The organism is Pseudomonas bananamidigenes, from assembly GCF_001679645.1.
GTDB lineage: Bacteria > Pseudomonadota > Gammaproteobacteria > Pseudomonadales > Pseudomonadaceae > Aquipseudomonas > Aquipseudomonas bananamidigenes.
This window is the reverse complement of sequence record NZ_LRUN01000001.1, coordinates 182,435-202,829: the sequence shown is the minus strand read 5'-3', so window position 1 is coordinate 202,829 and position 20,395 is coordinate 182,435. Positions and strand designations below refer to the sequence as shown.

Here is a 20,395-nt window from a genome sequence, read left to right as displayed (position 1 = left end):
GCCGCTCACCCGGCGCGTTTTTTTTTCGCATCCGGTTCACCCTTTACGAGGGTAGCCACCTGGAGAAACACCCATGACACAACCGATTGTCGTGGCGGCACTGTACAAGTTCGTCACCCTCGAAGATTACGTCAACCTGCGCGAACCGCTGCTGCAAGCGATGCTCGACAACGGCATCAAAGGCACCCTGCTGATTGCCGAAGAAGGCATCAACGGCACGGTTTCGGGCAGTCGCGAAGGCATCGACGGCCTGCTCGCCTGGCTGCGCAACGATCCGCGCCTGGTCGACATCGACCACAAGGAATCGTACTGCGACGAACAGCCGTTCTATCGCACCAAGGTCAAGCTCAAGAAAGAAATCGTTACCCTGGGCGTCGAAGGCGTCGATCCGAACAAGCAGGTCGGTACCTACGTCGAGCCGCAGGACTGGAATGCGCTGATCAGCGACCCTGAAGTGCTGCTGATCGACACCCGCAACGATTACGAAGTGTCGATCGGCACGTTTGAAGGCGCCATCGATCCGAAAACCACCAGTTTTCGCGAATTCCCCGACTACATCAAAGCCAACTTCGATCCGGCGGTGCACAAGAAGGTCGCGATGTTCTGTACCGGTGGCATTCGTTGCGAGAAGGCGTCGAGCTACATGCTGGGCGAAGGCTTCGAGGAGGTTTACCACCTCAAGGGCGGCATCCTGAAGTACCTCGAAGAGGTGCCGCAGGAAGAAACCAAGTGGCAGGGCGACTGCTTCGTGTTCGACAACCGCGTGACCGTGCGCCACGACCTGAGCGAAGGCGACTACGATCAGTGTCACGCCTGCCGTACCCCGGTCAGTGTCGAGGATCGCGCCTCCGAGCATTACGTGCCCGGCATCAGCTGCCCGCACTGCTGGAACACCCTGAGCGAGAGGACCCGCCGCAGCGCCATCGACCGTCAGAAACAGATCGAACTGGCCAAGGCACGCAACATGCCGCACCCGATCGGCTACAACTATAAGCAAGCATCCACCGAGGCTTGATCATGTCTGCACGCCTGCTCTACGTAATGGATCCGATGTGTTCCTGGTGCTGGGGATTTGCCCCGGTCGCCAAGGCATTGGTGGAGCAGGCGCAGGCCGCCGGCGTGGAACTGCATCTGGTGGTCGGCGGGTTGCGCACCGGCAGTGGTGCGGCGCTGGAGCCGACGACCCGGCGCTACATTCTCGAACACTGGCAGGCGGTCACCAAGGCCACCGGCCAGCCGTTCAAGTTCGAAGGTGCGTTGCCGGACGGTTTTGTCTACGACACCGAGCCTGCCTGCCGGGCCATCGTCACCGCGCGCAGCCTCGCGCCGGATTGCGCATGGACACTGCTGGGCCTGATCCAGCACGCCTTTTACGCCGAAGGTCGCGATGTCACCCGCGCCAGCGTGCTGGTGGAGCTGGCGGAACAGGCCGGCGTGCCACGCATCGAATTCGCTGCGTTGTTCGATCGTGCCGAACAGCACGAGGCCACATTGGCCGACTTCAACTGGGTTCAGGATCTGGGCATTGCCGGATTCCCGACCCTGCTCGCCGAACGCAATGGCCAACTTGCGTTGCTGACCAACGGCTACCAGCCGCTCAGTGAGTTGTCACCGTTACTCGGTCGATGGCTGGAGCGCGCCGCCTGTGTCTGACCCCGCCGATGACACGCCAGCCGTCAAGCGTGTCGACCGGCTGAGCTGGGCAGAAGTCCGGCGTCTGGCACTTCATCACAAAAAATCCCTGTGGATCGCCAATGGCGTGGCCGTACTGGCGACGCTGTGCAGCGTGCCGATCCCGTTGCTGCTGCCGTTGCTGGTGGACGAAGTCCTGCTCGGTCGTGGAGATGCGGCGCTGAAGGTCATGAACCATGTGCTGCCAACCCCGTGGCAGCAGGCGGCAGGCTACATCGGCCTGATGCTGGTGGTGACCCTGACCCTGCGTTGCAGCGCCCTGTGTTTTGGCGTGTTGCAGGCCCGTCTGTTTGCGCGACTGGCCAAGGACATCGTCTATCGCATTCGCGTGCGCCTGATCGAGCGACTGAAACGGATCTCCCTCGGTGAATACGAAAGCCTGGGCAGCGGCACGGTGACCACGCACCTGGTGACCGATCTCGATACCCTCGACAAGTTTGTCGGCGAAACCCTCAGTCGTTTCCTGGTGGCGATGCTGACCCTGGTCGGCACCGCCAGCATCCTGATGTGGATGCACTGGAAACTGGCGCTGTTGATCCTGCTGTTCAACCCGCTGGTGATCTACGCCACCGTGCAACTGGGCAAACGGGTCAAGCACCTGAAAAAACTGGAAAACGACAGCACCTCGCGTTTCACCCAGGCCTTGAGCGAAACCCTCGACTCGATTCAGGAAGTACGGGCCGGCAATCGTCAGGGTTACTTTCTCGGGCGTCTCGGTCTGCGGGCCCAGGAAGTGCGCAATTACGCAGTCAATTCGCAGTGGAAGACCGATGCCTCGAACCGCGCCAGTGGTCTGCTGTTCCAGTTCGGCATCGACATCTTCCGCGCAGCGGCGATGCTTACGGTGCTGTTCTCCGACCTGTCGATCGGCCAGATGCTCGCGGTGTTCAGCTACCTGTGGTTCATGATCGGTCCGGTCGAACAGCTGCTGAACCTGCAATACGCCTATTACGCGGCGGGCGGTGCGCTGTCGCGAATCAACGAACTGCTGGCCCGTGCCGACGAGCCGCAATATCCGGGCGGCGTCGACCCGTTCAAGGGCCGCGAGACCGTCGGCATCGACGTGCAGGGCCTGAGCTTTGGTTACGGCGATGAGCTGGTGCTGGATCAGATGAACCTGTCCATCGCGCCGGGCGAGAAAGTGGCGATCGTCGGCGCCAGCGGCGGCGGCAAGAGCACCCTCGTGCAATTGCTGCTGGGCCTGTACACGCCGCTGGCCGGTACCATCCGTTTCGGCGGATCGACCCAGCAGCAGATCGGACTGGAAACGGTCCGGGAAAACGTCGCAGTCGTGCTGCAACACCCGGCACTGTTCAACGATACCGTGCGCGCCAACCTGACCATGGGCCGTGCCCGCAGCGACGAGGCCTGCTGGCAGGCCCTGGAAATCGCCCAGCTTGAACCTGCCATCCGCGCGCTGCCGGACGGACTGGACAGCATCGTCGGTCGTTCCGGGGTGCGCCTGTCCGGTGGTCAGCGGCAAAGGCTGGCGATTGCACGGATGATCCTCGCCGAGCCGAAGGTGGTGATCCTCGACGAAGCCACCTCGGCCCTCGACGCCGCCACCGAATACAACTTGCATCAGGCCATGGCGCAGTTCCTCCATGGTCGCACCACACTGATCATTGCCCACCGCCTGTCAGCGGTGAAACAGGCGGACCGGGTGCTGGTGTTCGACGGCGGGCAGGTGGCTGAGGATGGCGACCATCAGCAACTGATTGCCGATGGTGGGTTGTATGCCAAGCTGTATGGGCATTTGCAGCGGATGTAGTCATTTCCAGATTACTTGCAGCGCGTCGGCTTCGCCTCTGTGTCCGAACTCTTTCATGACCAATGAGCACGATTCGCAAGGCGGCATCGTGGTGGCGACGTCCACCGATCTCAGCTCAAGTGGATCGGTGTATTTCTCGCGAATCACGCGTATCAACTTGCTTTCGCTGTCCAGAGACGTCGGTCGGGCTGCCAATGTCGGTGTGTAGGTATCGATGTTCTTGATAGTCAGCGGTACCGCTGCCAGGCGCCCCCCATCCGTCAATTCCAGGTTTGTCTTGTCCACCGCAAGGCTGTAGTCGATGTTGATGTAAGTCGTGTCACCGATTTTTACATGATTGGCGCCCAGGTGGCGGAACAGCGGCAGGTGTCTGGTAGTGCCATGAGCACCGGAAACACTGACATAGACTTCTCGCACGCCTTGTGCGGTGGTGACTTCGGCATAGGCAATATTGCGAGCATTCTTTGTACGTTCGAATCGGCTCAGCAGGTGTTGCAGTTTTTGCATCGTGTCATCGATACGCAGCGACGCGTTGGTCTCTGGTGGTTTGATCGTCGGTGATAGAAACAGCGTGTCGAAAATTTCCGCCGTTCGCTGTCGCAAAGCCTCTGGAGCGTCTGTACTCCGTGTCCAGGTCGCGGCACCTTCGGTGTTCCGGGCGACGATCATTCGCGTTCGGTGGTCGAACATCAGCGCCTCACCGGAACTGGTGTCCACTTTCAACCATTTCATGCCGGCTGGCGGGTTGGCAGGAGTGCCTAGCGGAATAGCGATTTCATCCATGGTTCTGAGGGCGCGTTCTATCTCTGGAACCGTGTGGATCCGTGCCGTGTTGTTGGCGTTGAGCGAGCCGATGTAGACCGTCTTCAGTTCATCATCCAGGTTTCCCGGTGAGGGGTTGGCCTTGCGCAGAACCAGAGGGTCGGCAAAAACCTGCCCCGGCAGGCGCTCGGTGACATAGAAATCTCCGGCGCCGAGTCGAGTGAACACGTAGTGTTTCGAGTCGTCCTTTGCGGGAACAATGATCGCCCCCACTTCGAGCGTGTCGAATTTCTTGGGGTCGTTGTCGGGCAGGCGAACCTTGATGCGTGCATAGATTCCCTTTTGAAACTCCAAAGAGGCATTGAGCTGCTTGTAGGTACTGACGGCGCTTGTCAGCAACGGCTGCGATCGAATGGCTGGCGTATAAATCGTATCGCCGAACCATTGCGCCCACCCTTTGTCCGTGTCCTGACTGTTCAGCGGCGGAGTCGGCGCAGGTGTTCGCGTGACATAACTCGTCGCGCATACATCGCTGCCCGGCGCACGCCGCATCCGGCAGGGAATGGATTTGAACATCGATTTTTCATCGATCAGATCAGCTCGACGCAACTGATGGCCGTCCAGCCTGTAGGGGATGTCATCGATCAGCATCGTAGTACGGCCATCGACTTCAAGGATTTCCCGAATGTGGGCGTGTTCAGGCACCTCGACAAGGACATGTGAGTCAGTCTGTGCAAGCGTCGTGAACGTTGAGCGACCCTCCGTGAAGTTCATCTGATGCCTGGACAGTCGCGGGCCATAGGGCAAGGACGTCTCCGGGTCGATGAGGTGGAACCGTCCGGGGTCGGTCGGGCTGGTATTTCGCACCAGAACGTCATCGATTCCTTTGACGGTTGCCAGCCGATCACCATCAATCAATGGTTTCCATGGCCCTGGATCGATTGCCTGCGGCAAGGTGCCGACCCATCGATAACCGTCGACCTTGCCAGAGAGCTTTTTGACTCCAGCCACCGTCAGGCGACTCGCACCGATCAACCCTCGGCCGACACCGCTGACAGTCGACTTGAGCAACGTCGGAATTCCGCTCAACGGGTTCAGATTGCTTACCGTTGCCGTCAGGAGCTTGCGAGTCAGTGTCGTAAAGGAAGGCAGGCTCGCTTTGACAGCCATGCGCGAGGCTGTGTTCGTGACACGGATCAGCCGTACCGTTCCCGAAATGAATTTCCCGACGGGGAAAAGAAATGAAGCGAGATCCAGCAGGAGTCCGCCTGCGCCCATGGCTTTTTGGGTGTTGTCGTCCGAAAGGAGGTCTTCAATGCTGCCCCAGAACGGTACGAATCCTTTGACGATGGCTTTGAAGGTGTTCAGCCGCTGCTCGGTTTTTGCCCGGATGACATCGAAAACGGTCTCGCCGCGGGCCTGGGTGCGCAGATGTGCTTCATCGATGTAAAGGTATTTGTGGGCAATGAACCCGGCCAGGGTTTCAAGCCGAGAGGAGGTCGGGTCGGAGTCGTTGTGGGAAGGGGCCACTGCGGGCAGGGTTCCCTTCGAATCGAGAAACCCTGTGAAAGACTGCCGCTCTTCAGGGAGCTTGCCGTGCAAATGAGCCGCCCAGTCGAGCAGCAGGGTGGTGGCCAGATCCCTTTCCGGGTCATAGGTTTGCCCGGGAATCGAGGCATGCAAGGGAAACTCCGTGCGTTCCCCTCTGTTGTAGGAAAATCGCAGGCCGGTCCGGCGGCGAATGAGCCCGGCGCTGGGAATGAGTTCGTAGTAAGCGATGTCATCGCCGTTGGTGACTTGCAGGACAAACCCTTTTCTCGCCCTGACAGGTTCGAACCTGTCATCCTTTCGGGCTTTCTGGCGCAGGCCGAGCAAGTTGATGGCACCTGTCTCGAACGTTCGGCGCTCGGCCGCTGGCAGGGAATTCAACAGGCTCAGAATCAAGGTCTGATAGGCCGATCTGAGGACGGTGAGATGGTTTGTGAATTCGCTTTCAAATCGAGCATTGATGTCCGGCAGAAACTTGCCCGACCAGCTTCTTTGAATTCGCTCGTAGCCTCCCCATTCCTTTTCGCGCTCTGCACAGAGGTTTCTCTGGTCATCAAGCCTGAGAAAAGTCGTGGAGCGTGTCATGCCGTCGGGCATGGAAACAGTCCACCTTTTTCCGCCGTCCAGTTGCCCGTCGGCATAGAGATCGAGAAAATTGTGGCCCCTGAGTTTCAAGTCAGGTGTGGACTTGAATCCGCTGTAGGCAGGTGTCGCATCCAGTAATGTGCTGCCATCTCGCCCGAACGTGTAACCTCTGAACAAATCACTCATGACCTGTCCGGCCATCTGCAGTCTTTCGGGCGGACGAAGTTCCAGAGACTGTACGGCCTTGTTCAGGCTTTCACTCTGGTTCTCCAGCGCCGTCAATGCTCTTTTGATGTCCTCCTCGGTGTAGTCGGATGCCTTTCGCGCCTTGACGATGCCCATGCTCACCGCCCAATCGAGAGTCGGGCCGACTCTCAGTCGTGTAATGGTCTCGAGTTCTTCGGTCGAAGCATTGGCGCTGCGCTCCAGCGGCAGATTGACCAGTTGTTGAAAGGAAAGCGGCTGCGCTCGATCAAGGCCGAACTCATCAGCCAACAGCACGCCGTGCATGAAGTTGACCCACACTACCGAGCTTTTGTAACGCAGATCGGGCGGAACATCTGTTACCTGGAAATCTTTCGACAGCCGCATCTGGTAAAGACGGGCCAGCACTATCGACTCATTGGTGGTGGCGACTCTTCCGGTGCTCAGCAGGTGCCGAGCGAAATCGTCGCGCAGGGTCTGATAGTTTTTGCCCTGATGCGCCGGATCCTGCCAATCGAACCCGGCGAGTCGGGATTCGTCCAGTGACGGGGCATGCAGGTAAAGGCATATGGCCTTGCACAACAACTGGTTGCGTACGGCGGCCGAAGTCTGCTCGCCGGCAAGTGCGCCATACCACTTGAGTCTCGTCAGCAACCGATTGGCCAGCTCTTGTGCGGGGGCGGAGTTCAGGATCTGCTCAAGAAACACGGAAGGGGTTGCGCGGACTTCCTCGGCTGAAGGAGGAAACAGTACATCGGATCCCAGTCGGCGAATCAGCATGGGGCTGCCGGACATGAAACCTTTGACGGTGTCGATGATCTGCACGTTGACGAGCTTGGCCTTGTACATCTCCAGCGTCATGGAAGACATGGCATCGGGCGCATTGCGTTGCAAGGCTTTGAAGCGTTTTTTGTCCCCCGCATCGGGTGATATGAGGTTTTCGATATCCGGGCCGCTGTCCAGCCCCAGTGCCTGCCGGGCACGTAGTTCTCTGGCGGTGGATGTCATGGGTGAGTCGATCGTCATCTGTGTCATGTCGCATTCCTTTGCAGGTTCCTGTTACGGATACGGGAGTGCGCAGTAGAACGATCCGGAACCCTTTGCTGGCGTTATATATCTACCCTTCACGGTTGTGCTGCACAGAGGCCGATCCGCCGCTTGCCGGAACCGGGAAGGCCTCCTAGTCTTGGGGGGATGCTCGCAAAGAGATGGACGATCAGGCAGTGCTCATGCAAGGAATACCATGAAGCAAAAGCGGACTCTCGGAACGCCTCGGTTGCTGGGCATCGTCTGGCCATTTATCGCCGTGGTGCTGTTTCAGGCGTTGCTGGGTGGCGTGAGTCTTTATGTCCTGTCGGCCGTTCGGGGCTATGTGGCGGGGGAGAGCCTCTGGTCCAAGGGCCAGAAGGACGCCATTTATTACCTCAATCTGTATGCCGACAGTCGTGACGAGGCGATCTATCTCAAATATCAGGGCGCAATCGCCGTGCCGCAGGGCGGCCACCAGTTGCGTCTCGCGCTGGACCGACAGCCGCCCGACCTGCAGGCGGCCCGCGAGGGCATTCTCAAGGGTGGCAACCATCCGGACGACGTCTCCAGCCTGATCTGGCTGTACCTCAATTTCCGTCACTTCAGTTATCTGGAAACCGCCATTGACCGCTGGACGCTGGGGGACGCCTATCTGGTAGAACTCGACGACGTGGCGCAGGAGATGCATCGGCGTATCATCGCCAACGCCGCCACCGAGACCGATATCCGGCGCTGGAAAGACTGGATCTTTGCGATAAACGATGGCGTGACCCCGGCGGCAAAAGCCTTCAGCGATGCCCTGGGCGAAGGCTCACGGGTCATCCTGCGCCTGCTGCTGTTCACCAACTTCGCCACGGCGCTGGGCCTGATCGTGCTGGCGCTGCTGCGAACCCGCAAACTGCTCAAGCAGCGGCATGCCTTTGCCGAGGCGCTGCAGCTGGAAAAGGACCGGGCTCACATCACCTTGCAGTCGATTGGCGACGGGGTGATCACCACCGATGTCAGCGGCGCCATCGAATACATGAACCCTGCCGCCGAAGCCTTGACGCACTGGAAAGCCGAGCAGGCGGCCGGGCTGCCATTGGCGGCGCTGTTCAATCTTCTGGACGACAACGCGCAGACCGAAGGGCAGACCCTGATCGAGCATATTCTCAGCGGTCGACTCATTGGCGGCAGCGAACATTCCAAACTGATTCAGCGTCTGGATGGCAGCACCGTATCGGTGACACTGGTGGGGGCACCGATCCGCAATGCCGACAAGGTCAGCGGTACGGTGCTGGTGCTGCATGACATGACCCAGGAGCGGCAATACATCGCCAATCTGTCGTGGCAGGCGACCCACGATGCGCTGACCGGCCTGGCCAATCGCCGCGAATTTGAATATCGCCTCGAACAGGCGTTGCACAACCTCGCCCGCCAGCCCGGCCGACATGCGCTGATGTTCCTCGATCTGGATCAGTTCAAGCTGGTCAACGATACCTGCGGACATGCCGCAGGTGACGAGTTGCTGCGTCATATCTGCGCCTTGCTGCAGTCAGGTCTGCGCGAGGGGGACACGCTGGCCCGGCTGGGAGGCGACGAGTTTGGCATCCTGCTGGAAAACTGTGCGCCGGAAGCGGCCGAGAAAATTGCCGAAGGGCTGCGTCAGACGGTGCAGAACCTGCATTTCGTCTGGAAAGGGCGACCGTTCCTGACCACCGTCAGTATTGGTCTGGTGCATGTCGCCCAGACTCCGACCACATTGGAAGCCTCGCTGCGGGCGGCCGACATGGCCTGCTACATGGCGAAGGAAAAAGGCCGCAACCGGGTGCAGGTCTACCATGCCGACGATTCGGAACTGTCTTTGCGCTTTGGCGAGATGGCCTGGGTGCAGCGTCTGCACATGGCTCTGGAGGAAAACCGCTTTTGTCTCTATGCCCAGGAAATCGCCCCGCTGGGCCCGGCTGTCGGCGGTACCGGCGGGCACATCGAGATCCTCCTGCGTCTGCACGATGAAGCGGGGCGGATGATTCTTCCGGACAGTTTCATACCAGCGGCCGAGCGCTACGGTTTGATGTCATCGCTCGATCGTTGGGTGGTGCAGAATGTATTCAGGGTTATTGCTCAATGTATTAATGATAAGTGCGAACGACCTTTGGCAATGTGTGCGATTAATCTTTCAGGCATTACTATCGGAGATGACGCTTTCTTGCACTTTCTTCGAGAGCAGTTTGATAACTATGGCGTTCCGCCTGAAATGATTTGTTTTGAAATTACAGAAACCAGCGCCATTGCGAATTTGGGTAGTGCAATCCGATTTATCAATGAACTCAAAGGGTTGGGTTGTTATTTCTCGCTTGATGATTTTTGCGCCGGAATGTCTTCATTCGCTTATCTGAAACATTTGCCTGTAGACTTCCTGAAGATCGACGGGAGTTTCGTAAAGGATATGCTGGACGACCCGATTAACCGCGCCATGGTCGAAGTGATCAATCACATCGGGCATGTCATGGGTAAGCAGACAATTGCCGAGTTTGTAGAAACAGCGCAGATCGAGCAGGCATTGCTTGAAATCGGTGTGGATTACGCTCAGGGTTATGTCATCGAACGCCCGCAATTGTTTACCTGTGACAGTTTGCAAAGTCGGCCAGCCAGACCGCAGCCGCTGTTGTTCAAGGCGCCTGGCACGTTCCGTTGAAATCTCTCGCCGATCCTTACAATCACAAATCAAAAGGAGCCGAACAGTGATCGACACATTCAACCGAACCGGACCACTCATGGAAGCTGCAAGTTATCCTGCCTGGGCACAACAGTTGATCCAGGACTGCAGCGAGAGCAAACGCCGGGTTGTCGAACATGAACTTTACCTGCGCATGCGTGATAACAAGCTCAGCGCCAGAACCATGCGTCAGTACCTGATCGGGGGCTGGCCCGTGGTTGAGCAATTCGCGTTGTACATGGCGCAGAATCTCACCAAGACCAAATTCGCCCGCCATCCCGGGGAAGACATGGCGCGGCGCTGGCTGATGCGCAACATCCGCGTCGAACTCAACCATGCCGACTACTGGCTGAACTGGAGTCGTGCCCACGGCGTAAGCCTGGAAGACCTGCAGGCCCAGCAAGTGCCGCCGGAGCTGCATGCCCTGAGTCACTGGTGCTGGCACACCAGCTCGGCGGATTCGCTGATCGTTGCCATCGCCGCCACCAACTATGCAATCGAAGGCGCGACCGGGGAGTGGTCGGCGCTGGTCTGCTCGACCGGTGTGTACGCCGCTGCGTTCCCGGAGGAAGACCGAAAGCGGGCGATGAAGTGGCTGAAGATGCACGCCCAGTATGATGATGCTCATCCCTGGGAGGCGCTGGAAATCATCTGCACCCTGGCGGGGACGAACCCGAGCCGGGCATTGCAGACGGAGCTGCGTCAGGCCATCTGCAAGAGCTACGACTACATGTACCTGTTCCTCGAACGCTGCATGCAACTGGAGCTGGCGGAGCGGGTAATGGTCGGTCGCGAGCGGCGGGCACTGGTCGAAAGCTAGTTTCGGCAACCCCAATAAAACGAGTCCCAAAGACTCCCGTTTTTATTGTCTGTCGAGCCGTTTCTCTAGCCGGCCATTGTCAGGCGGTTGCGCCCCTCACGCTTGGCCACATACAACGCGCTGTCGGCGCGACGCAGCAGGCTGTCGGCCGATTCGCCCGGCAGCAGGGTTGCGCAGCCGAGGCTCACGGTCAGCTCGATCAATTGGCCGTCGGCATAATAGTCCTGGGCCTGCGTTGCATAGCGCAGGCGCTCGCCGACCATCGCTGCGGCTTCGCGGCTGGTGTTGGACAGCAGAATCAGAAACTCTTCCCCGCCGTAACGGAACACCATGTCGACGTTGCGCAGCTGGTCCTTGATCGATGCCGCAACGGCTTTGAGCACCTCATCGCCGGCGCTGTGGCCATGATGGTCATTGACCTGCTTGAAGTGGTCGATATCCAGCATCAGCACCGACAGAGGCTGCAGGTGACGCCGGGACATCTCGATCTCCCGTTGCAGGGTCTGCTCCATGGCAATGCGGTTACCGGTGCCGGTCAGCGGATCGCGCAGGGCCGTTTGCGTGGCGACGCGATAGAGCAGAGCGTTGCGCATCGGATACAGCAGGGACGACAGGAGCGATTCGAAATTGCCCAGTTCGTGTTCACTGAACCGTTGATTGCGGCGAAAAACCAGTTCACCCATATGCTCGCCTTCGTGGCTGAGGCTGTAGCTGACGGAGTGGTGGCCGCGGGAGCCAAACTCCAGGCGCAAATCGCTGCCATTGTGCACGTAGGTCATGGCATCCAGTGGCACCAGACGCTGAACTTCACGGAAGAACAGACCGAGGATACGTTGAGGTTCGAGGCTGGTTTGCAGTTGCAGGCTCATTTGCTGGCGCAATTGCGCCAGGCTGACAGGTCGCTGCAACAGCGGAGGCAGCTGACCGAAGCCCAGGCGTTGCAATTTGGCACTGTCGAAGTCAATTGCAGTGGTCTGGGAAGGTGATTTCATATGGCGTGAGCCCCTAAGCAGTAAGTCTGTCTTACAGGCTGGGTGAGAGCGGCTATGGGCGGCGCGTCATACTGATCCATCAGTCCCGTAGGACATTTGGGGTAAGTTTAGTCTGCCCGATGACAATTAGTCAGCTATCGAAATCAGGCCTTGCCCGACTGCCTTCAACCGGCGTGCTTTGAGGGAATGTAGAGCGAAAGTCGTGCCATTCAGTTCAGGTTTTATCAAAACCTTTGTGAATCAAAGAGTTGTAATCGGGATGCTGGAAGGGGCGGTGGTTATTTGACTGAAAACGGCCTGTGCAAAGCGGCAAATGTATGCCGTGACGGGAACCCGCCACGGCCACAAAAGCGACGTATGGCATTACTGGGCGTTGAACGCCTGGCCATTGATGCCCGCGCTGTCGGGGCCCATCAGGTACAGATAGACCGGCATGATCTCTTCCGGAGTCGGATTGTTCAGCGGATTTTCCCCCGGGTACGCCTGGGCGCGCATGCTGGTGCGGGTGCCGCCCGGGTTGATGCTGTTGGAGCGTACCGGCGCCACGCCGTCGACTTCATCGGCGAGCGTTTGCATCAGGCCTTCAGTGGCGAACTTCGACACACCGTAGGCTCCCCAGTAGGCACGGCCCTTGCGGCCAACGCTGCTGGAGGTGAACACCACCGAGGCATCCTGCGACAGTTTGAGCAGCGGCAGCAGGGTGCTGGTCAGCATGAACATCGCGTTGACGTTGACCTGCATGACGCGCATGAAGTTTTCACCGGACAATTGCTCGATCGGCGTGCGTGGACCAATGATCGACGCATTGTGCAGCAGGCCGTCGAGGTGGCCGAATTCGGTTTCGATCATCGCTGCCAGCTCATCGTATTGATGGGGCAGGGCGGTTTCGAGGTTGAACGGGATCACGGCAGGCTGAGGATGTCCGGCCGCTTCGATCTCGTCATAGACCTGGGTCAGGTTGGCTTCGGTCTTGCCCAGCAACAGCACGGTTGCGCCGTGGGCTGCGTAGGTTTTCGCGGCAGCGGCGCCGATGCCACGGCCGGCGCCGGTGACCAGAATGACCCGATCCTTGAGCAATTCGGGGCGAGCGGTGTAATCAAACATAAAAAACCTCTAATCCGTTAACGTCCGGTCATTCCCGTACATTGCCCGGGAATGCGGCCATGACCGCTCTGCGGTGCGGGTCAGCAACTGCAGAGTGCATTATCCAGTACCTTGCGCAACTCCAGCGGGTGATCCACCACCACGTCCGCGCCCCAATGCCGCGGGTTGTCGTCCGGATGGATATAACCGTAAGTCACGGCGACAGTCCGGGTGCCAGCGTCACGGCCGGACTCGATATCGCGCAGATCATCGCCGATAAACAGTACGGTCGACGGATCCAGATCAAGCATCTTGCAGGCAAGGTTCAGCATTTCGGGGTTCGGTTTGCTGTTCTTGACATGATCCGGGCAGATCAGCAACGACGAGCGCTCGGCCAGCCCCAGTTGCTGCATGATCGGCTCGGCGAAGCGCAGCGGCTTGTTGGTGACCACGCCCCAGACCAGATTGGCTTTCTCGATGTCAGCCAGCAGTTCGGCCATGCCGTCGAACAGCTTGCTGTGAACCGCGCAACCGGCGAGGTAGCGTTCGAGGAATTCGAGGCGCAATGGCTCGAAGCCCGGTGATTCCGGGTCCATCGAAAAGGTCACCGCAACCATGGCCCTGGCGCCGCCGGAGATCTCGTCGCGGATGTGTTTGTCGTTCATGGGCGGCAAGCCGCGATCCGCCCGCATCGCCTGGCAAATGGCGATGAAGTCCGGCGCGGTGTCGAGCAGAGTGCCGTCCATGTCGAAAAGGACTGCTCTGATGGCCATCGGCTTATTCCTCGCGCAGGGTCTGGATCATGTAGTTGACGTCAACGTCCGCCGACAGCTTGTAGTGTTTGGTCAGCGGGTTGTAGGTCAGACCGATGATGTCCTTGACGGTCAGGCCGGCCATGCGGCTCCAGGCGCCCAGCTCGGACGGGCGGATGAATTTCTTGAAGTCGTGGGTGCCGCGCGGCAGCAGCTTCATGATGTATTCGGCGCCGACGATGGCGAACAGGTAGGCCTTCGGGTTGCGGTTGATGGTGGAGAAGAACACCTGGCCGCCGGGCTTGACCATGCGGAAGCAGGCGCGGATCACCGAGGATGGATCCGGCACGTGTTCGAGCATTTCGAGGCAGGTCACCACGTCGAACTGCTCGGGCATTTCCTCTGCCAGGGCTTCGGCGGTGATCTGTCGGTATTCGACGTTTACGCCGGATTCCAGCTGATGCAGTTGTGCGACCGCCAGAGGCGCTTCGCCCATGTCGATACCGGTCACGGTCGCGCCGCGCTGGGCCATGGCTTCGCTGAGGATACCGCCGCCGCAGCCGACGTCGAGGACCTTCTTGCCGGCCAGATTGACGCGTTCGTCAATCCAGTTGACCCGCAGCGGGTTGATGTCGTGCAGCGGTTTGAATTCGCTTTCACGGTCCCACCAGCGATGGGCCAGTGCTTCGAATTTGGCGATTTCGGCGTGGTCGACATTGCTCATGATTCAATCCTCGAAAAACTTGAAAAAAGGCTGTAGCCCCGGCGTTTGTCCCGGGGTTGTTACGATTCGGTGTGGCCGCTGATGCGCCGGCCCCAGGCCCGTGCGGTTTCGCCGAGCTGCTGTTCGTCCAGGCGCGTCAGGCGGCGGTCATCGAGCAACTGCTTGCCGGCGACCCACAGGTGTTTCACGCAGTCCCGCCCAGTGGCGTAAACAAGTTGCGAGACCGGGTCATAGACCGGTTGCTGGGCCAGGCCGGACAGGTCGAACGCGACCATGTCTGCGGCCTTGCCGAGCTCCAGGGAACCGGTTTCGGCTTCGATCCCCAAGGCCCGCGCGCCGTTCAGCGTGGCCATGCGCAGCGCCCGGTGGGCGTCCAGTGCGGTGGCCGAGCCGGCGACCGCCTTGGCCAGCAACGCTGCGGTGCGGGTTTCGCCCAGCAGATCCAGATCATTGTTGCTGGCTGCGCCATCGGTGCCGATCGCGACGTTGACGCCGGCCTGCCAAAGGCGCTCCACCGGGCAGAAGCCGCTGGCCAGTTTCAGGTTCGACTCGGGGCAGTGGATCACGCTGGTGTTGCTTTCTACCAGCAGCGCCAGGTCCTCATCGCTGATCTGGGTCATGTGCACGGCCTGGAAGCGCGGACCGAGCAGGCCCAGTCGGCCGAGACGGGCCAGTGGCCGTTCGCCGTGCCGTTCGAGCGCCTGTTGCACTTCGAAGGCGGTTTCGTGGACGTGCATGTGGATCGAGGCGTCCAGCTCTTCGGCGATCACGCGGATTTTTTCCAGGTTCTCGTCGCCCACGGTGTAGGGTGCATGAGGGCCGAAAGTGATCTTGATGCGTTCGTGATGCTTCAGGTCGCCGAACAGTTCTACGCCCTGACGAATGGCTTCATCGACGCTGGCCGCGCCCGGGATCGGGAAATCGAGGATCGGAATGGCGATCTGTGCGCGGATTCCGCTGTTGTGTACGCGCTCGGAGGCAACCTTCGGGAAGAAATACATGTCCGAGAAACAGGTGATGCCGCCTTTTATCTGCTCCGCAATGGCCAGGTCGGTGCCGTCACGCACGAAGGCTTCATCGACCCATTTGCCTTCGGCCGGCCAGATGTGGTTTTCCAGCCAGGTCATCAGCGGCAGATCGTCGGCCAGGCCGCGAAACAGGGTCATGGCCGCGTGGCCATGGGCGTTGATCAGACCGGGTGCGAGCAATACGTCCGGCAATTCGCGGGTTTCGGCGGCATTGCACTTCAAGGCTTCGGCGCGCGGGCCGATGAACACGATGCGACCGTCGCGGATGCCCAGGCCATGCTCTTTGAGCACCACGCCTGCGGGTTCGACGGGGACCAGCCAGGTCGGCAGCAATAATAAGTCGAGCGCAATGGCAGGTTTCGGCATCGAGGTCGGTTCCAGTGCTTTTGTAAAGGATGGCGAAGTATACCCGAGCGTCTTCGCGGGGGGATCGCTATAATCGGCGGCTTTTGTTCATGAGTGCGGGGTGAGGGATGCGCGATCGACTGTTGGCTGCGGAGAAAGTGAAGGCCATCGATTGGCGAGATGGCGCGCTCCACCTGCTGGATCAGCGCGTTTTGCCGTTCGAGGAAAACTGGATCGCCTACACCAGCGCCACCGGCGTGGCCGAAGCGATTCGCTCGATGGTGGTGCGCGGTGCGCCGGCCATCGGCATCAGTGCGGCGTATGGCATCGTGCTGGCCGCTCGTGCCCGGATTGCCGAGGGTGGCGACTGGTACGCCGCGCTGGAAGAGGATTTCATGCTGCTGGCCGATTCCCGTCCGACGGCGGTCAATCTGTTCTGGGCATTGAACCGCATGCACGACCGGCTGGATCGCCTGAAAGACAATGCCGATCCGCTGGTGGCGCTCGAAGCTGAAGCCATTGCCATTCATGAAAGCGATCGTGAAGCCAATCTCACCATGGCGCAGCTCGGCGTCGACCTGATCCGCAAGCATCAGGGCAATGCCCAGGCGATTCTCACACATTGCAACACCGGCGCCCTGGCGACCGGCGGTTTCGGTACGGCGCTCGGCGTGATTCGCGCCGCATTCATCGAAGGCATGGTCGAGCGCGTTTATGCCGACGAAACCCGTCCGTGGCTGCAGGGCTCGCGTCTGACGGCGTGGGAGCTGGCCAACGAAGGCGTTCCGGTGACCCTCAATGCCGATTCCGCCGCCGCGCACATCATGAAAACCAAAGGCGTGACCTGGGTGATCGTCGGTGCGGACCGGATTACCGCCAATGGCGACGTGGCGAACAAGATCGGCACCTATCAACTGGCGGTCAACGCCATGCACCATGGTGTGCGCTTCATGGTGGTGGCGCCGAGTTCGACCATCGACATGAATCTGGCCAGCGGTGATGACATTCCGATCGAAGAGCGCGATGGCACCGAGCTGCTGGACGTCGGTGGCAAACGTGTCGGGGCGGATGTCGAGGCGTTCAACCCGGTGTTCGACGTAACGCCGGCGGACCTGATCGACGCGATCGTTACCGAGAAAGGCATCGTCGAGCGTCCGGATACCGCGAAAATGGCCCAGTTGATGTGCCGCAAACGCCTGCATTGATTGACTCTGGTGTCTGTTCGGACGCTATCGCTGGCAAGCCGGCTCCCACAGGTTTTGTGCACGTCGCCGATCTTGTGGGAGCTGCGGTGCGACGACTCGACTTGCCAGCGATGAAGCCCTGAAAGTCAATAAACATCCGCAATTTCATCTCGAAATTTGCATTCGGAGAAGCTCTGAGCCTCTCTCGTCCCCTTCAAGCCTGTCATCGGTCATCTAACTATGCTCCATGCGCATCTGGGGGATAGGTGCGTGGCGGCTCTTGTGATAACATCCGGCGTTTTCCGAGGCAGCCCCGCGGGGTTGTCTTCACTGCGCAAATCCATGGTTCAACTTGTTGATTTGTCGTAAGTCGCGGCATGGCACTCGGCCGGCCCCGACGAGCTTCGTTCATCCCATATGGATATGACGAAGTTTCACCAGAAAAAGGAATCAGGCTTCTCATGGGCGAACTGGCCAAAGAAATCCTCCCGGTCAATATCGAAGACGAGCTGAAACAGTCCTATCTCGACTACGCGATGAGCGTGATCGTCGGCCGTGCACTGCCGGATGCGCGTGATGGCTTGAAGCCTGTGCACCGTCGCGTACTGTTCGCGATGAGCGAGCTGGGCAACGACTTCAACAAGCCGTACAAGAAGTCTGCCCGTGTCGTCGGTGACGTGATCGGTAAGTATCATCCGCACGGTGATACCGCGGTGTACGACACCATCGTCCGCATGGCCCAGCCATTCTCGCTGCGCTACCTGCTGGTGGACGGTCAGGGCAACTTCGGTTCGGTGGACGGCGACAATGCCGCGGCCATGCGATACACCGAAGTGCGCATGACCAAGCTGGCGCACGAGCTGCTGGCCGACCTGCACAAGGAAACCGTGGACTGGGTGCCGAACTACGACGGCACCGAATTGATCCCGGCAGTCATGCCGACCCGTGTACCGAACCTGCTGGTCAACGGTTCCAGCGGTATCGCCGTGGGCATGGCGACCAACATTCCGCCGCACAACCTCGGTGAAGTCATCGACGGTTGCCTGGCGCTGATCGACAACCCCGAGCTGACCGTCGACGAGCTGATGCAGCACATCCCCGGTCCGGACTTCCCGACGGCGGGGATCATCAACGGTCGCGCCGGCATCATCGAAGCCTATCGTACCGGTCGTGGCCGCATTTACATGCGTGCCCGTTCGATCATCGAGGACATCGACAAGGTCGGTGGCCGTCAGCAGATCGTCATCACCGAACTGCCTTATCAGCTGAACAAGGCGCGTCTGATCGAGAAGATCGCCGAGCTGGTGAAAGAGAAGAAGCTCGAAGGCATCACCGAACTGCGCGACGAGTCCGACAAGGACGGTATGCGCGTCGTGATCGAGCTGCGTCGCGGCGAAGTGCCTGAGGTGATCCTCAACAACCTCTACGCCCAGACCCAGCTGCAATCGGTATTCGGCATCAACATCGTTGCGCTGATCGATGGCCGTCCGCGGATCCTGAACCTCAAGGATCTGCTGGAAGCTTTCGTCCGTCACCGTCGCGAAGTCGTTACCCGTCGCACCGTGTTCGAACTGCGCAAGGCCCGCGAGCGTGGTCACATCCTCGAAGGTCAGGCCGTTGCCCTGTCGAACATCGACCCGGTGATCGCCCTGATCAAGGCTTCGCCGACGCCGTCGGAAGCCAAGGAAGCGCTGGTCGGCACGCCGTGGGAATCCAGTGCGGTGATGACCATGGTCGAGCGCGCCGGTGCCGATTCGTGCCGTCCGGAAAACCTCGATCCGCAGTACGGTCTGCGCGATGGCAAATACTTCCTGTCGCCGGAGCAGGCGCAAGCCATTCTGGAACTGCGTCTGCACCGTCTGACTGGTCTGGAGCACGAAAAACTGCTGGCCGAGTATCAAGAGATCCTCAACCAGATCGGCGAGCTGATCCGCATCCTCAACAGCGCCACGCGCCTGATGGAAGTGATCCGCGAAGAGCTGGAAGTGATCCGTGCCGAATACGGCGACGTGCGCCGCACCGAAATCCTCGATGCCCGTCTCGACCTGACCCTGGGCGACATGATCCCGGAAGAAGAGCGTGTCGTGACCATTTCCCACGGTGGTTATGCCAAGACCCAGCCGCTGGCAGCGTACCAGGCCCAGCGTCGTGGCGGTAAAGGCAAGTCGGCGACCGGCGTGAAGGATGAGGACTACATCGCTCACCTGCTGGTTGCCAACAGTCACACCACGCTGCTGCTGTTCTCCAGCAAGGGCAAGGTGTACTGGCTCAAGACCTACGAGATTCCGGAAGCGTCCCGCGCCGCCCGTGGCCGTCCGCTGGTCAACCTGCTGCCGCTGGATGATGGCGAGTACATCACCACCATGCTGCCGGTCGAGGAATACACCGAAGGTCACTACATCTTCATGGCGACCGCCAACGGCACCGTGAAGAAGACGCCGCTGGAATCCTTCAGTCGTCAGCGCAGCGTCGGTCTGATCGCTCTCGAGCTGGACGAAGGCGACGTGCTGATCTCTGCGGCCATCACCGATGGCGAGCGTGAAGTGATGCTGTTCTCCGATGGCGGCAAGGTGACCCGCTTCAAGGAATCCGACGTTCGCGCCATGGGCCGTACCGCCCGCGGTGTGCGCGGCATGCGTCTGCCGGAAGGCCAGAAGCTGATTTCGATGCTGATCCCGGAAGAAGGCAGCCAGATTCTCACTGCTTCGGAACGTGGCTACGGCAAGCGCACCGCGATCACCGAGTTCCCCGAGTACAAGCGTGGCGGCCAGGGCGTGATCGCCATGGTCAGCAACGAGCGTAACGGCCGCCTGGTCGGCGCGGTTCAGGTGCTCGACGGCGAGGAAATCATGCTGATTTCCGACCAGGGCACGCTGGTGCGTACCCGTGTCGACGAAGTCTCGAGTCTGGGTCGTAACACCCAGGGTGTGACCCTGATCAAGCTGGCCAAGGATGAAACCCTGGTCGGCCTGGAGCGGGTTCAGGAGCCGTCGGAAGTCGAAGGTGACGAGCTTGAGGGTGAAGAGGGTGTCGAGCTGGAAGAAGGCGTGATCGGCGCCGAACCGGACGATGCGGTCGACAACCTGCAGGCGGACGCCGCAGACGAAGAAGAGTCGCAAGACTAACCCAATCGTAGCAGGGCAGAGTGTTTGCTCTGTCCGCTACCGTGATTGCATAG

General features: G+C 59.8%; 13 protein-coding genes. 7 read left to right on the top strand and 6 right to left on the bottom strand.

Translation table 11 applies throughout. The features are described from left to right. Window positions 1-73: 73 nt before the first annotated feature. From trhO to BBF94_RS00900, 3 genes are read left to right on the top strand one after another with little or no spacing between them, the layout of a single operon-like run. Window positions 74-1,015, top strand: a complete 942-nt coding sequence (trhO, locus tag BBF94_RS00910; protein ID WP_065257174.1) for an oxygen-dependent tRNA uridine(34) hydroxylase TrhO — start codon at window positions 74-76, stop codon at window positions 1,013-1,015. Window positions 1,016-1,050: 35 nt separating this feature from the next. Beyond that, window positions 1,051-1,653 (top strand): DsbA family protein, encoded by a 603-nt coding sequence (locus BBF94_RS00905; RefSeq protein WP_176704398.1) that lies wholly within the window; start codon window positions 1,051-1,053, stop codon window positions 1,651-1,653. Beyond that, window positions 1,646-3,463: an ABC transporter ATP-binding protein gene (locus tag BBF94_RS00900; protein WP_065257172.1), complete on the top strand. Its 1,818-nt coding sequence runs from the start codon at window positions 1,646-1,648 to the stop codon at window positions 3,461-3,463. Before BBF94_RS00905 ends, BBF94_RS00900 begins: the two co-directional genes overlap by 8 nt. Here the strand turns inward: BBF94_RS00900 and BBF94_RS00895 are convergent, their stop codons facing one another. Next, window positions 3,464-7,597, bottom strand: a complete 4,134-nt coding sequence (locus tag BBF94_RS00895) for a hypothetical protein (protein ID WP_065257171.1) — start codon at window positions 7,595-7,597, stop codon at window positions 3,464-3,466. Window positions 7,598-7,805: 208 nt separating this feature from the next. Here BBF94_RS00895 and BBF94_RS00890 point away from each other — a divergent pair, with 208 nt between their 5' ends. Both BBF94_RS00890 and BBF94_RS00885 read left to right on the top strand, forming a co-directional pair. Then, window positions 7,806-10,268 (top strand): EAL domain-containing protein, encoded by a 2,463-nt coding sequence (locus BBF94_RS00890; protein ID WP_065257170.1) that lies wholly within the window; start codon window positions 7,806-7,808, stop codon window positions 10,266-10,268. A 46-nt stretch (window positions 10,269-10,314) separates the two neighbouring features. Then, window positions 10,315-11,109, top strand: a complete 795-nt coding sequence (locus BBF94_RS00885; RefSeq protein ID WP_065257169.1) for a TenA family transcriptional regulator — start codon at window positions 10,315-10,317, stop codon at window positions 11,107-11,109. Between the two features lie 65 nt (window positions 11,110-11,174). On the opposite strand, the gene BBF94_RS00880 is transcribed toward BBF94_RS00885, so the two are convergent. The 5 genes from BBF94_RS00880 to BBF94_RS00860 form a co-directional block, all read right to left on the bottom strand. Further along, window positions 11,175-12,101, bottom strand: a complete 927-nt coding sequence (locus BBF94_RS00880) for a GGDEF domain-containing protein (RefSeq protein WP_065257168.1) — start codon at window positions 12,099-12,101, stop codon at window positions 11,175-11,177. 363 nt (window positions 12,102-12,464) lie between these two features. Further along, window positions 12,465-13,205, bottom strand: a complete 741-nt coding sequence (locus tag BBF94_RS00875) for a YciK family oxidoreductase (protein WP_065257167.1) — start codon at window positions 13,203-13,205, stop codon at window positions 12,465-12,467. 80 nt (window positions 13,206-13,285) lie between these two features. Next, complete coding sequence (gene mupP / locus BBF94_RS00870) at window positions 13,286-13,957, bottom strand: N-acetylmuramic acid 6-phosphate phosphatase MupP (RefSeq protein ID WP_065257166.1); 672 nt, start codon at window positions 13,955-13,957, stop codon at window positions 13,286-13,288. A gap of 4 nt (window positions 13,958-13,961) precedes the next feature. Continuing rightward, window positions 13,962-14,660, bottom strand: a complete 699-nt coding sequence (ubiG, locus tag BBF94_RS00865; protein WP_065257165.1) for a bifunctional 2-polyprenyl-6-hydroxyphenol methylase/3-demethylubiquinol 3-O-methyltransferase UbiG — start codon at window positions 14,658-14,660, stop codon at window positions 13,962-13,964. A 59-nt stretch (window positions 14,661-14,719) separates the two neighbouring features. After that, on the bottom strand, window positions 14,720-16,054 hold the full coding sequence (locus BBF94_RS00860; protein WP_065257164.1) for a TRZ/ATZ family hydrolase: 1,335 nt from the start codon (window positions 16,052-16,054) through the stop codon (window positions 14,720-14,722). A 107-nt stretch (window positions 16,055-16,161) separates the two neighbouring features. On the opposite strand from BBF94_RS00860, the gene mtnA reads away from it, so the two are divergent. Beyond that, on the top strand, window positions 16,162-17,238 hold the full coding sequence (gene mtnA, locus BBF94_RS00855) for an S-methyl-5-thioribose-1-phosphate isomerase (RefSeq protein ID WP_065257163.1): 1,077 nt from the start codon (window positions 16,162-16,164) through the stop codon (window positions 17,236-17,238). Window positions 17,239-17,678: 440 nt separating this feature from the next. Then, on the top strand, window positions 17,679-20,342 hold the full coding sequence (gene gyrA, locus BBF94_RS00850) for a DNA gyrase subunit A (protein WP_065257162.1): 2,664 nt from the start codon (window positions 17,679-17,681) through the stop codon (window positions 20,340-20,342). Window positions 20,343-20,395: the final 53 nt, after the last annotated feature.